Genomic DNA, 12,611 nt, shown 5'->3' with positions numbered 1-12,611 from the left:
GGCGTCGGTTGCCTTGGGCATTCATGCAAATTACAGTCGCGTTTCGGACAAGGCCGGATTTCCCGCCGCGCCGTTCCAGGCCCTTTTCCGGGGAGATGAGCCCATGAGGCGACCGTCATGAGCGCCGCCGATCTGGCCGGCCGGCGCGTGCTGCTGATCATCGGCGGCGGCGTCGCGGCCTACAAGACGCTGGAGCTGATCCGCCTTCTGCGCGCGCGCGGCGCGGCGGTGACGCCGGTGATGACGCGCGCCGCGGCGCAGTTCGTCACGCCCATGTCGGTCTCGGCCCTGGCGGGCGAGGCGGTGCGCGACGACCTGTTCGACCTGGGCGACGAGGCGCAGATGGGCCACATCCAGCTCTCGCGCGCGGCCGATCTGGTGGCGGTGGCGCCGGCCACGGCCGACCTGATGGCCAGGATGGCGGGCGGCCATGCCGACGATCTGGCCTCGACGCTGCTTCTGGCCACGGACAAGCCCGTGCTCGTCGCCCCGGCCATGAACGTGCGCATGTGGCTGCATCCGGCCACGCAGCGCAACCTGGCGCAGCTGACCGCCGACGGCGTGCGCACCGTCGGCCCGGACGAGGGCGAGATGGCCTGCGGCGAGCATGGCCCGGGCCGCATGGCCGAGCCCGCCCGCATTCTCGAGGCCATCGCCGCCATGCTGCGCGACGGCCCCCTGCGCGGGCGGCGTGTGATTGTCACCTCGGGCCCGACGCACGAGCCCATCGACCCCGTGCGCTACATCGCCAACCGCTCCTCGGGCGCGCAGGGCGCCGCCATCGCCGAGGCGCTGCGCGACCTGGGCGCCGAGGTGGTCTTCGTCACCGGCCCGGCCAGCGCCCCGCGTCCCGCCGGGGTGCAGGTGATCGAGGTCGAGACCGCGCGCCAGATGCTGGACGCGGTCATGGCCGCGCTGCCCGCCGACGCGGCCGTGTTCGCCGCCGCCGTCGCCGACTGGCGCGTCGAGGCGCTCAGCGGCTCGAAGATCAAGAAGGACCCCGGCGGCCGCCCGCCCGCCCTTGCGCTGACCGAGAACCCCGACATCCTGCGCACCGTCTCGCGCCTTGAGGCCGGGCGCCCGCGCCTGGTGGTCGGCTTCGCCGCCGAGACGGACGACGTGCTTGCGAACGCCCTCGCCAAGCGCCTGCGCAAGGGCTGCGACTGGATCGTGGCCAACGACGTCTCGCCCGGGACGGGGGTGATGGGCGGCGCCGAGAACGCCGTCACGCTGATCACCGCCGAGGGCGCCGAAGACTGGCCCCGCGCCAGCAAGGCCGAGGTCGCCCGCCGCCTGGCCGCCCGCATCGCCGAACGTCTGACGCAGGACGAGGCCGCCCCATGAGCCGCATCTCCGCCGCCCCGCCCGAGATCGAGATCGCGCTGCGCCTGCTGCCCGGCCGCGACCCCGACCTGCCGCCGCCCGCCTACGCCACCGCCGGCGCCGCGGGCATGGACCTGTGCGCAAATCTGCCCGAGCGCGGCGAGATGACCCTGGCGCCCATGGCCCGCGCGGTCGTGCCCACGGGGCTGGCGGTCGAGCTGCCGGCGGGGCTCGAGGCCCAGATCCGGCCGCGCTCGGGCCTGGCGCTGCGCCATGGCGTGACGGTGGCCAACGCGCCCGGCACCATCGACAGCGACTATCGCGGCGAGGTGGGCGTGCTGCTGATCAATCTGGGCGACGCGCCCTTCGTCATCCGCCATGGCGACCGGATCGCGCAGATGGTCGTGGCGCCCGTCGCGCGCGTGCGCTGGACGCTCTCGACCCGGCTTGGCGACACGCGCCGCGGGGCGGGGGGCTTCGGCTCGACCGGCCTCGGCGGCGACGAGCGATGAGCGAAAGGACGGCGACGCGATCATGCTGAAGCTTTCCCGCAAGACCGTGCTGGCCATCGAGGCGGTTCTGGACGTGGCCTACAACGCCCGCCCCGACCCGGTGCAGGCGCGCGACATCACCGAACGCCAGGGCATCCCGCAGCGCTATCTCGAACAGGTGATGCAGCGCCTGGTGCGCGCGGGCGTGCTCAAGGGCGTGCGCGGCCCGCGCGGCGGCTACGCCCTTGCGCGCGAGCGGCGCAAGGTCACGGTCGGCGACGTGGTGCGGGTGGTTTCGGCCATCGATCAGGAGGCCGAGGAGCCGCCCTCGCGCGGGGCGCTGGGCCGGGCGGTCGTCGTGCCGCTGTGGGACGAGCTGGAGGAAGAGTTCCTGGCCCGCCTCGACCGGATCACCATGGAGGATCTTTGCCGCCGCGCGACCCAGCTGGGCGTGCCGCGCGCGGGCGATGACGTGCCCGACTTCACCATCTGACCCGCCTCGTGACCCGCCGCCGGGCCGAAGGGCCCGCGCCCGAACCGGAGAAAGCGCATGCATGTGAACCCGCCCCGCGGACGCATCTATGACGACGTCACCCAGACCGTGGGCGCGACGCCGCTTGTGCGCCTGTCGCGTCTTGCCGCCGAGCTCGGGCTGAAGGCCGAGCTTCTGGGCAAGCTGGAATTCTTCAACCCCATGAGCTCGGTCAAGGACCGCATCGGCGTCGCCATGATCGAGGCGCTCGAGCGCGAGGGCCGCATCGGTCCCGACGCCACGATCATCGAGCCGACCTCGGGCAACACCGGCATCGCGCTGGCCTTCGTGTGCGCGGCGCGCGGCTATCGGCTGATCCTGTGCATGCCCGAAAGCATGTCGCTCGAGCGGCGCAAGATGGTCGCGCTTCTGGGCGCGCGGCTCGAGCTGACCGACCCGGCCAGGGGCATGGCCGGCGCCATCGCCCGTGCCGAAGAGCTGGCCGCCGAGATCCCCGGCGCGGTCATTCCCCAGCAGTTCGACAACCCCGCCAACCCCGCCGTGCACGAGCTGACCACCGCCGAAGAGATCTGGACCGATACGGGCGGGCGCGTGGACGTTCTGGTGGCGGGCGTGGGCACGGGCGGCACCGTGACGGGGGTGGGCCGCGCGCTCAAGGCCCGCAACCCGGCGCTGCGCGTGGTCGCGGTCGAGCCCGAAGACAGCCCGGTCCTGTCCGGCGGCCAGGCCGGACCGCACAAGATCCAGGGCATCGGGGCGGGCTTCGTGCCCTCGATCCTGGATCGCGAGGTGATCGACGAGGTGCTGACCATCGGCAACGAGAACGCGTTCGACACGGCGCGCCTTCTGGCCCGCGCCGAGGGCATCGCGGGGGGCATCTCGTCCGGGGCGGCGATCGCGGCGGCGGCCGAGGTGGCAGAACGCCCCGGCATGGAGGGCAAGCGCATCGTCGTCGTCCTGCCCAGCTTCGCCGAGCGCTACCTCTCGACGCCGCTGTTCGACGGGGTCTGACCCCATGGCCCTGAGCGACGAAGAGCTCGAGCGCTATGCGCGCCACATCGTCCTGCCCGAGATCGGCGGCCCCGGCCAGGCGCGCCTGCGCGCGGCGCGGGTGCTGGCGGTGGGCGCGGGGGGGCTGGGTTCGCCCGCGCTGGCCTATCTGGCGGCGGCGGGGGTGGGCGTTCTGGGCGTGGCCGACGACGACGCGGTGTCGCTCTCGAACCTGCAGCGGCAGATCCTGCACGGCGTCGCCGATCTGGGCCGGCCCAAGACCGACAGCGCCCGCGACGCGCTGGCGCGCATCAACCCCCATGTCGATGTGCGCCTTCATCCCGTGCGGCTGGACGAGGACAACGCCGAGGCGCTGATCGGGCGATACGATCTGGTGGTCGACGGGTCGGACAACTTCGCCACCCGCCACCTGGTCAACGCCGTGTGCGCGCGCCTGCGCAAGCCGCTGGTGGCCGCCGCCATCGGCCGCTGGGAGGGGCAGATCTCGACCTACAAGCCGTGGGAGGGCGGGCCGTGCTACGCCTGCGTCTTTCCGCGCGCACCCTCGGCCGAGCAGGTTCCCGCCTGCGCCGAGGCGGGGGTTCTGGGGGCGCTGGCCGGCGTGATGGGGGCGATGCAGGCGGTCGAGGCGGTCAAGGAGATCGTCGGCGCCGGGCGCGGGCTGTCGGGCCGGCTGCTGATCTACGACGCGCTCGAGGCGCGGGTGCGGGTCATGGGCGTGGCGCGCGATCCGGCCTGCGCGGTGTGCGCCGGGCTCGCGCGGACGGGGGACGCGCCGGCGGCCCCCTGAAGCCCCTGGCGGATTCGGCGGGGCGTCGGCGTCAGGGGCCACGGCCCGCGCGCCGCGCCTGCCTGGGTCCGGGATTTGCGCACGCCGATGACGCCGCGCCCGTGCGGGGCGGCGCCATGGCGGCGAAACCAGGAAATCGTGCAAGGATCGCGCACAGGCCGCGCTTCGGCGGCTGGCCCTCGCTCTTCAGTAGCGGCTGCCGCTGAAGACCCGGGCGCACACCGTGCTGACGATCATGGCCACCACAATCAACTCGACGACATGGCCGGTAAGCAACCAACTCAACGCGTCGCTCAGGGACTCGTCAAGGAGGCCCGGAGCGTGAACGAACTTGCCGGTCATGGCAGCCCCCTGTTCAGCTCCGTCAATGAACATGACATATCACTGAACGCGGGATTCCTCCAGCGTTCTAATCGTAAACGCATAAAATTTGCATCAATTCGGCCCGCCGCGGCGGCCTGCGCTGCGCGCCGTCAGGCGGCGTCCATCTTGCGCAGTTCGGCCGCTTTCTGCTGGCGCCGGCGGCGCAGCTCGGCCAGGTCTTCGCTCAGCCTGTCCTTCTCGGGCTGGGCGTGCTGCGGCGCCCGCCGCGCGCGCCAGCGCAGCACGGCGATGACCGCATACATGGCCAGCAGCAGGCTCAGGATGACGATGACGGTCATGAAGCCGTCATTGCGCAGCAGCTTCTGGAAAACGTCGAGATAGCGATCCCAGAAGCCCGGCGCCGCGCCGGGGGCGTAGTCATGCGCGACGGGGATCTGCTCGAGCCGCGTGGCCATGGGAACCTCATGCGACGAAATGGACCAAATTCATTTAGAATTCAGTTCAATTTCGGCGATCCCCGCGCGCCCGTCAATCCTTCCGGTCGATCCTCAGAGCATCGAGGGCACAACCAGGTCCGGCGGGCGGTGGCCGTCGGCGAAGGTCTTGATGTTGATGATGACCTTCTCGCCCATCTCGATGCGGCCCTCGATGGTGTTCGAGCCCATGTGCGGCAGCAGGATCACGTTGTCGAGGCCCTTGAGCTCGGGGTTCACCTCGGGCTCGCGCTCGAACACGTCCAGTCCCGCGCCGGCCAGCTCGCCCGCGCGCAGCATCCGCGCCAGCGCCGCCTCGTCGATGACCTCGCCGCGCGAGGTGTTGACGATGTAGGCCGTCGGCTTGAGCAGCTTGAGCCGGCGCGAGCTGAGCAGGTGGTAGGTCGCCGGCGTGTGCGGGCAGTTGACCGAGATGACGTCCATGCGCGCCAGCATCTGGTCGAGGCTTTCCCACCAGGTCGCTTCGAGCGATTCCTCGATCGAGCGGTGCAGGCGCCGGCGGTTGTGGTAGTGGATCTGCATGCCGAAGGCGCGCGCGCGCCGCGCCACCGCCTGGCCGATGCGCCCCATGCCCAGAATGCCCAGCCGCTTGCCCGTGATGCGTCGCCCGGTCAGCCCGGTGGGCGACCAGCCGGCCCATTCGTCGTTCTCGATCAGGCGCAGGCCTTCCTTGAGGCGGCGCGGAACGGCCAGGATCAGCGCCATGGTCATGTCGGCGGTGTCCTCGGTCAGCACGCCGGGGGTGTTCGAGACGAGAATGCCGCGCTGGCGGGCGGTCTCGACGTCGATGTGGTCGACCCCCGCGCCGTAATTGGCGATCAGCTTCAGATCCGGTCCGGCCTGCGCCAGCAGCCGCTGGTCGATGCGGTCGGTGACCGTGGGCACCAGGACGTCGGCGCGGCGCATGGCGTCGGCCAGCTGCTCGCGGCTCATGGGCGCGTCGTCCAGATTCAGGTCCACGTCGAACAGCTCGCGCAGCCGGGTTTCGACCGGCTCGGGCAGGCGACGCGTGACGACGACCCTGAGCTTGCCTGATGTCATGGGCTTCTCCTCCGCAGCGAAATCTGAAATAGACTTAACCGCAAAGGCGGGCGGGGTCCATGCGGCCCGTTCGCCGGCGCGCGCATGACGGACGGGCTGAGGCGATGCGGATGAGGCGGACGATCTCGCGACGCACGATGATGCTGGGCGCCGGGGCCGGGCTGGCGCTGGCGGCGCGACGCGGCGCGGCCGCGGCGGCGGGGCGCGGGCCGGTCACGGGGCTGCCGCTGCCGCGCTATGTCAGCCTCAAGGCGGGGCGGGCCAACGCGCGCCGCGGGCCGGGGCTGAACCACCGGGTGGACTGGGTGTTCGTGCGCCGCGGCATGCCGCTGCAGGTCATCGCCGAGCACGAGCACTGGCGGCGCGTGCGCGACATGGACGGCGCGGTGGGCTGGGTGCATTACTCGCTGCTGCGCGGCGACCGCACGGCGGCGGTGACGGTTCCGCGCGCGGCGCTGCGCGCGCGCCCCGCGCCCGACGCGCCCGTGGTCGCCTGGCTGGAAGAGCGGGTGATCGTGGCGCTCGACTCGTGCCGCGAGCGCTGGTGCAAGGCGCGGGTCGAGGGGCGTTCGGGCTGGATCGCGAAGCCCGAGCTGTGGGGCGTGGACCCGGACGAGACCTTCGACTGAGGCGCCCTCAGCGCGCGCGCCGGCGCAGCCGAATCACGACGTCGACGCGCGCCACCTCGGCGCCTTCTGGGGCTTCGGGCAGGGCCTTGAGCGCGACCGCGCCGCGGGGCGCGTCGGTCAGGCGGCCCTCATCCTCCCAGTAATAGTGGGCGTGATCCTCGACGCAGGTGTCGAAGCAGGCGCGCCCGCCATCGACGGTGATCTCGTTGAGAAGGCCCGCCTGGGTGAAGGCGCGCAGCGTGTTGTAGACCGTGGCCAGCGACACGCCCTCGCCGGCCGCGCGCGCGGCTTCGAACAGCCCTTCGGCCGTGACGTGGCGATTGCGCCCGTCGCCCACCAGCAGCCGCGCCAGAAGCCGGCGCTGGCGCGTGGGGCGCAGGCCGCCGCGCGCCAGCCATGCGGCGGCGCGGCGCTCGGCCTCGGGCGCGCGGATGTCGGCAAGCGGCTCCATGCCCGACTGATACCCCGCGCGCGCGGCCCGCATCAAGACCGTTCCGCGCGCAACGGTTGCAGGCGCATCCTTTCGCGCGCCGACCCGCGCGCTTGCGCATCCGCGCGGCGCGGTGCTAGGGAAGCGCGAAAGAGGCGCGGCGCAGGCGAAACCCACGCGCCGGGGCGCTTTGTCGGTCGTTCGGAGGATTCATGACCAACCGCAAGAACAGCTATGGTTACGAGGATCTGATGGCCTGCGCGCGCGGCGAGCTGTTCGGCCCCGGCAACGCGCAGCTGCCCGCGCCGCCCATGCTGATGATGGACCGCATCACCTCGATCACCGAGGATGGCGGCGAGCATGGCAAGGGCCAGGTCACGGCCGAATTCGACATCAAGCCCGACCTCTGGTTCTTCCAGTGCCATTTCATCGGCGATCCGGTCATGCCCGGCTGCCTGGGCGTGGACGCGCTGTGGCAGCTGACGGGCTTCTTCCTCGGCTGGAAGGGCATGCCGGGGCGCGGGCGCGCGCTGGGCGTGGGCGAGGTCAAGTTCACCGCCATGGTGACGCCCAGGACGCGGCTCGTGCGCTACGAGGTGGACTTCAAGCGCATCATCGACCGCAAGCTCAAGCTGGGCATCGCCGACGGCCGCATGTTCGCCGACGACGAGCTGATCTACACCACCAGGGACATGCGGGTGGGGCTTTTTCAGGACGAGGCGTGACGGCCTGTCGGCAGGCGGCGCAAACGCACGGAGGCGCGGATGAGACGCGTTGTGATCACGGGGCTCGGCATCGTTTCGTCGATCGGCGCGAACGCCGACGAGGTGCTGACCAGCCTGCGCGAGGGGCGCTCGGGCATCTCCTTCGCCCCCGAATACAAGGAGCACGGCTTCCGCAGCCAGGTCCACGGCAAGCCGGAGGTGGACATCCCCGCGCTGGTGGACAAGCGCGTGCTGCGCTTCATGGGCGACGGCGCGGCCTACAACTACATCGCCATGCAGCAGGCCATCGCCGACGCCGGGCTTGAGGAGAACGAGGTCTCGAACCCGCGCACCGGCCTGATCATGGGCTCGGGCGGGCCGTCGACCAAGAACCTGTTCCAGGCGCACAAGACCGTCATCGAGAAGGGCTCGCCCAAGCGCATGGGGCCGTTCATGGTCACGCGCGGCATGTCCTCGACCAACTCGGCCTGCCTGGCGACGCCGTTCAAGATCAAAGGGATCAACTACTCGATCACCTCGGCCTGCTCGACCTCGGCCCATTGCATCGGCGCGGGCGCCGAGCAGATCCAGTGGGGCAAGCAGGACATCGTCTTCGCCGGCGGCGGCGAAGAGCTGGACTGGACGCTGTCGTGCCTGTTCGACGCCATGGGCGCCATGTCCTCGAAATACAACGACACGCCGCAGAAGGCCTCGCGCCCCTACGACAAGAACCGCGACGGCTTCGTCATCGCCGGCGGCGCGGGCGTGGTGGTGCTGGAGGAGCTCGAGCACGCCAAGGCGCGCGGCGCCAAGATCTATGCCGAGATCACCGGATACGCGGCCAACTCGGACGGCTACGACATGGTCGCCCCCTCGGGCGAGGGCGGCGAGCGCTGCATGCGTCTGGCCATCGAGGGGTTGGGCGACCGCAAGGTGAACTACATCAACACGCACGGCACCTCGACGCCGGTGGGCGACGTGGGCGAGATCGAGGCCATCCGCCGCGTCTTCGGCGACGACCAGCCCGTGGCTTCGTCCACCAAGTCGCTGACCGGCCACAGCCTGGGCGCGACCGGCGTGCAGGAGGCGATCTACTGCCTGCTCATGCTGCAGCACGACTTCATCGCCGCCTCGGCCAACATCGAGGAGCTGGACCCCGCCATCCACCCCGACGAGATCGCCATGAAGCGCATCGACGACGCGGGGCTGGACACGGTCCTGTCCAACAGTTTCGGCTTCGGCGGCACGAACGCCTCGCTTGTGCTGAGCCGCTATCATGGTTGACGGGAACGCGATGACCGGATTGATGCAGGGCAAGCGCGGGCTTGTCATGGGCGTGGCGAACGATCACTCGATCGCCTGGGGCATCGCGCGCGTGCTGCACGAGCATGGCGCCGAGCTGGCCTTCACCTATCAGGGCGCGAATTTCGAGCGCCGCGTGCGGCCGCTGGCGGAATCGGTCGGCGCGAAGATCATCCTGCCCGCCGACGTGCAGGACGACGCCTCGCTCGACGCCGTCTTCGCCGCCATCGAGGCCGAGTGGGGCGAGATGGATTTCCTCATCCACGCCATCGCCTATTCGGACAAGAAGGAGCTGACGGGCCGCTTCGCCGAGACCACGCGCGCGAACTTCCTCAACTCGCTCGACATCTCGTGCTTCTCGCTGGTCGATCTGTCGCGCCGGGCCATGCCGCTGATGAAGAAGGGCGGCTCGATCGTCACGCTCAGCTTCCTGGGCGCGCATCGCGTCATGCCCAACTACAACGTGATGGGCGTGGCCAAGGCGGCGCTCGAGGCGTCGGTGCGCTATCTGGCGAACGATCTGGGGCCGCAGGGCGTGCGCGTCAACGCCATCAGCCCCGGCCCCATGCGCACCCTGGCCGGTTCGGCCGTGGGCAGCGCGCGCCGCGTCTACAAGCAGGTCGAGGCGAACGCGCCCATGCGCGCGAACGCCGCGCTCGAGCATGTCGGCGGCGCGGCGCTGTTCCTGTGCTCGGATTACGGCGCCTCGACCACCGGCGACGTGATCTATGTGGACGGCGGCTATCACGTGCTGGGCATGGCGCAGCCCGAAAATATCTGAGCGGTCCGCATCCGGGCATGCAAGGATCGCGCAGATGTGTTAACAATGCGCCAAGCGTAACCGAAAGCGTGACCGGGGGCCGGTCGGGCGTGGCATGATTGCAGACCGAGGTGAGAAAATGATTTTCGACCGCATCAAGGGCGTTGTAGCCGCAGCGGGTTTCATGGCGGGGTTGGCCGCGGCGCCGGCCATGGCCGTGACGGTCACGCCGGTGTTCACGGCGACTGGGACCTTCGCCGCCGATGACGGCGTGGCGCTGTTCCAGCTGACGCTGGACGCGTCGGGCTCGGTCGATCTGCGCACCTTCGGCTATGCGGGCGGCACGATGGAGGACGGCACGTCGGTCCCCGCGGGCGGGTTCGATCCCGCGCTGTGGCTGTTCGCCGCCGACGGCTCCTTCCTCACCGGGAACGATGACGGCGCCGGCGTCGGGTCCGACCCCGTCACCGGGCAGCCCTATGACGCGCGGATCTCGGGGCCGCTGGGCGCCGGCACGTATTTTCTGGCGCTGACCCAGTATCAGAACACGCCCCTGGCCGCGACCGACCCGGGCAAGACCCTGGCCGACGGGTTCACCTATGACGGCCAGCCGCATTACACCGCGACCCTTCAGGCGGGGTTCTGCGATCCGACCTCGTTCTTCTGCGATTCCTGGGTGGTGGATGGAAAGAGCGTGCTGCGCACCGGCGACTACGCCGTGCAGGCCAAGGGCGTGAGCAGCTTCACCCCGCTCTCCGACCCCTCGCCCAGCCCCGTGCCGCTGCCGGCCGGGCTGCCGCTGCTGCTCGGCGCCTTCGCCGGGCTTGCGGCGCTGGGGCGGCGGCGCAGCTGACCGCAAGCGCGAACCCTGCCTTGCTCACGGCGCCCCTTCGGGCGCCGTTTGCGTTTCGGCCCCGGGCAGGTCGACGACCACCGCCGCATGATCGCTGGCATGGGGGCGGTGCGGGCCGACCTGGGCAAAGCGCGGCGGCCCCGAGCGCGCGGGCGGGCCCGCCAGGCGGTCGAGCCCGGCGCGGATGATCCGGGGCCGCGCCTGCGGCCAGCGCGCCGCCAGCGCCGGCGAGGCGAGCATGGCGTCGGGTCTGCCGGCCCCCCGCCCGTCGGGCGAGGCCCAGGTCCAGCGCTCGTCCTCGGGCAGGCGCTCGAGCAGGTCCACGCAGAAACCGTCCGCCAGCGGCGCCAGGGCGCCAGTTGCCGAAAGGCCGGCGGGTTCGTTCATGTCGCCCAGAGCCAGCCACAGGGCGCGCGCCGGTTCGGCGAAGCGCCGCTCGATCAGCCGCCGCAGCCCGGCCGCCTCGGCCCGGCGCAGGGCGGCCGCGCGCTCGGGATCTGGCCATGGCGCCTTGAAGTGGCACACGAACAGCGTCAGCGCCCCGATGCGGGCCTCGAGGCAATCGCGGCGAAAGAGGGGCGCGTCGGGGTCGATGCCGGGCGGGGGCGCCACGCCCAGGCTGCGCGGGGTCTCGGCCGCGTGGCTCTGGATCCGCAAGGGCGGCAGGCGGCTCATCAGCGCCACGTCCAGCCCGCGCCCGTCATTGCCCGGCAGGCAGTGGCGGAAGGGGTAGGGCGCCGCTCCGGTCGGTGCAAGCCAGGCGTCGTGGAAATGGTCCAGCGTCGCCTGGTCGAAGACCTCCTGCAGCGCGACGACGTCGGCGTCGGCGGCGCGCAGCACCGCCGCGGTCAGGCGGCGGTCGATGGGGTCGAGCGCGTCGGCGCCGGCGTCCTCGTCCGCATCCCGGTCGCGTGCGCCGTCAAGCCGCGGCGCGCCGTCCCGCATGCGCAGGCGCATGTTCTGGACGTTGAAGGTGGCGATGCGCATGGGCGGCTCCGCAGGGGCGACGGCCCATGAGCCCCCGCTTTCGCGCCGCGGTCAAGCCGCGACGCGCCCCGCGCCGCGCCGCGCTTCGCGCCAGGCGGTGAACAGACCCGCGCCGACGATGATCGCCGCGCCGAGGATGGTCAGCGCGTCGGGCGATTCGCCGAAGAACCAGATGCCGATCATCGACGCCAGAACCAGCTGCAGGTAGGAGAAGGGCTGGACGACCACCGCGGGCAGCGCCTCGAAGGCGCGGATCAGGAAATAGTGCCCGGCGATGCCCGTCACGCACAGCGCGCCCATCAGCGGCCAGTGCTCGGGCGCGAGCGGCTGCCAGTAGAACGGCCCGACCAGGGTCAGCGCCGCCGCGCCCGCGACGCCGGTGTAGAAGAAGCTGACCTGAGACGGATCCGACCGGCTGGCCAGACGGGTGAGCACGCCGTAGAGCGCCATGGCGATCATCGCCGCGACGGCGATGAGGATGCGCGGGTCGAACACCTCGGCCCCCGGCTTGAGGATCAGCAGAACGCCGAACAAACCGACCAGGATCGCCGTCCAGCGCCGCCAGCCCACCTGCTCGCCCAGGAGCGGGACCGACAGCGCCGCGACCACCAGCGGCGCCGAGGCGAAGATGGAATGCGTCGCCACCAGGCCCACCGTGGCGAAGGCGGTGATGGCCACCACCACCTCGGCGGCCAGCAGCGTGCTGCGCAGGATCTGCAGCACGGGCCGCGCGCTGCGCGCGGCGGCGCGCAGGCCGCCCGGCCGCCGCGCGGCCATCAGGACCACGAACAGCGCGAAGGCCCAGTAGCGGATCATGACGATGAGCAGCGGCGGATGCTCGGCCGCCAGGGCCTTGGACAGCCCGTCCTGGACGGCGAAGATGGTGATGGCGAGAGCGGCGAAGGAAAGGCCCCTGGCGGCGGGTGACATCGGTCGGAAATCCTGACGGCGCGGATTCGCGCATGAACCATATGGCCGC

16 protein-coding genes are annotated in these 12,611 nt (G+C 71.4%); 10 read left to right on the top strand and 6 right to left on the bottom strand.

Features of this window, described 5'->3' with window-relative positions; all coding sequences use genetic code 11:
• Window positions 1-117 precede the first annotated feature (117 nt).
• The 5 genes from coaBC to BMW67_RS01095 are packed head-to-tail and all read left to right on the top strand — an operon-like array spanning window position 118 to window position 4,108.
• On the top strand, window positions 118-1,344 hold the full coding sequence (gene coaBC / locus BMW67_RS01115; protein WP_072746800.1) for a bifunctional phosphopantothenoylcysteine decarboxylase/phosphopantothenate--cysteine ligase CoaBC: 1,227 nt from the start codon (window positions 118-120) through the stop codon (window positions 1,342-1,344).
• Window positions 1,341-1,835, top strand: a complete 495-nt coding sequence (gene dut / locus BMW67_RS01110) for a dUTP diphosphatase (protein WP_072746799.1) — start codon at window positions 1,341-1,343, stop codon at window positions 1,833-1,835. The genes coaBC and dut overlap by 4 nt, the downstream gene beginning before the upstream one ends.
• Window positions 1,836-1,857: 22 nt before the next feature.
• Complete coding sequence (locus BMW67_RS01105; protein ID WP_072746798.1) at window positions 1,858-2,307, top strand: RrF2 family transcriptional regulator; 450 nt, start codon at window positions 1,858-1,860, stop codon at window positions 2,305-2,307.
• Between the two features lie 57 nt (window positions 2,308-2,364).
• Window positions 2,365-3,318: a cysteine synthase A gene (cysK, locus tag BMW67_RS01100; protein ID WP_072746797.1), complete on the top strand. Its 954-nt coding sequence runs from the start codon at window positions 2,365-2,367 to the stop codon at window positions 3,316-3,318.
• Window positions 3,319-3,322: 4 nt separating this feature from the next.
• Window positions 3,323-4,108 (top strand): HesA/MoeB/ThiF family protein, encoded by a 786-nt coding sequence (locus BMW67_RS01095; RefSeq protein WP_072746796.1) that lies wholly within the window; start codon window positions 3,323-3,325, stop codon window positions 4,106-4,108.
• Between the two features lie 186 nt (window positions 4,109-4,294).
• Here the strand turns inward: BMW67_RS01095 and BMW67_RS15610 are convergent, their stop codons facing one another.
• The 3 genes from BMW67_RS15610 to BMW67_RS01080 form a co-directional block, all read right to left on the bottom strand.
• Complete coding sequence (locus BMW67_RS15610) at window positions 4,295-4,450, bottom strand: hypothetical protein (protein ID WP_170258809.1); 156 nt, start codon at window positions 4,448-4,450, stop codon at window positions 4,295-4,297.
• Window positions 4,451-4,581: 131 nt separating this feature from the next.
• Window positions 4,582-4,887: a hypothetical protein gene (locus BMW67_RS01085; RefSeq protein WP_072746794.1), complete on the bottom strand. Its 306-nt coding sequence runs from the start codon at window positions 4,885-4,887 to the stop codon at window positions 4,582-4,584.
• Between the two features lie 93 nt (window positions 4,888-4,980).
• Window positions 4,981-5,967, bottom strand: a complete 987-nt coding sequence (locus tag BMW67_RS01080) for a 2-hydroxyacid dehydrogenase (RefSeq protein ID WP_072746793.1) — start codon at window positions 5,965-5,967, stop codon at window positions 4,981-4,983.
• 110 nt (window positions 5,968-6,077) lie between these two features.
• Between BMW67_RS01080 and BMW67_RS01075 the strand changes: the two genes are divergently transcribed.
• A complete protein-coding gene (locus BMW67_RS01075) occupies window positions 6,078-6,596 on the top strand; it encodes an SH3 domain-containing protein (protein ID WP_245728419.1) in 519 nt (172 codons plus the stop codon).
• A 7-nt stretch (window positions 6,597-6,603) separates the two neighbouring features.
• Here BMW67_RS01075 and irr read toward each other — a convergent pair whose 3' ends face one another.
• Window positions 6,604-7,047 carry a Fur family transcriptional regulator Irr gene (gene irr, locus BMW67_RS01070; RefSeq protein ID WP_072746957.1) on the bottom strand — a complete coding sequence of 148 codons (444 nt, stop codon included), beginning with the start codon at window positions 7,045-7,047 and terminating at the stop codon, window positions 6,604-6,606.
• A gap of 191 nt (window positions 7,048-7,238) precedes the next feature.
• On the opposite strand from irr, the gene fabA reads away from it, so the two are divergent.
• The 4 genes from fabA to BMW67_RS01050 all read left to right on the top strand — a co-directional run bounded on the left by fabA (window position 7,239) and on the right by BMW67_RS01050 (window position 10,645).
• Window positions 7,239-7,751, top strand: a complete 513-nt coding sequence (gene fabA / locus BMW67_RS01065) for a bifunctional 3-hydroxydecanoyl-ACP dehydratase/trans-2-decenoyl-ACP isomerase (RefSeq protein ID WP_072746792.1) — start codon at window positions 7,239-7,241, stop codon at window positions 7,749-7,751.
• Window positions 7,752-7,790: 39 nt separating this feature from the next.
• A complete protein-coding gene (gene fabB / locus BMW67_RS01060) occupies window positions 7,791-9,014 on the top strand; it encodes a beta-ketoacyl-ACP synthase I (protein ID WP_072746791.1) in 1,224 nt (407 codons plus the stop codon).
• 10 nt (window positions 9,015-9,024) lie between these two features.
• A complete protein-coding gene (locus BMW67_RS01055; RefSeq protein WP_072746790.1) occupies window positions 9,025-9,813 on the top strand; it encodes an enoyl-ACP reductase FabI in 789 nt (262 codons plus the stop codon).
• 118 nt (window positions 9,814-9,931) lie between these two features.
• Window positions 9,932-10,645, top strand: a complete 714-nt coding sequence (locus BMW67_RS01050) for a DVUA0089 family protein (protein ID WP_072746789.1) — start codon at window positions 9,932-9,934, stop codon at window positions 10,643-10,645.
• 24 nt (window positions 10,646-10,669) lie between these two features.
• Here the strand turns inward: BMW67_RS01050 and BMW67_RS01045 are convergent, their stop codons facing one another.
• A complete protein-coding gene (locus BMW67_RS01045) occupies window positions 10,670-11,632 on the bottom strand; it encodes an endonuclease/exonuclease/phosphatase family protein (protein ID WP_072746788.1) in 963 nt (320 codons plus the stop codon).
• A gap of 51 nt (window positions 11,633-11,683) precedes the next feature.
• Window positions 11,684-12,562, bottom strand: a complete 879-nt coding sequence (locus BMW67_RS01040; protein WP_072746787.1) for a DMT family transporter — start codon at window positions 12,560-12,562, stop codon at window positions 11,684-11,686.
• Window positions 12,563-12,611 lie beyond the last annotated feature (49 nt).

This window comes from Oceanicella actignis, from assembly GCF_900111545.1.
GTDB lineage: Bacteria > Pseudomonadota > Alphaproteobacteria > Rhodobacterales > Rhodobacteraceae > Oceanicella > Oceanicella actignis.
Note: the sequence above shows the minus strand (reverse complement) of the source record. Positions and strands in the feature narration are given on the sequence as shown.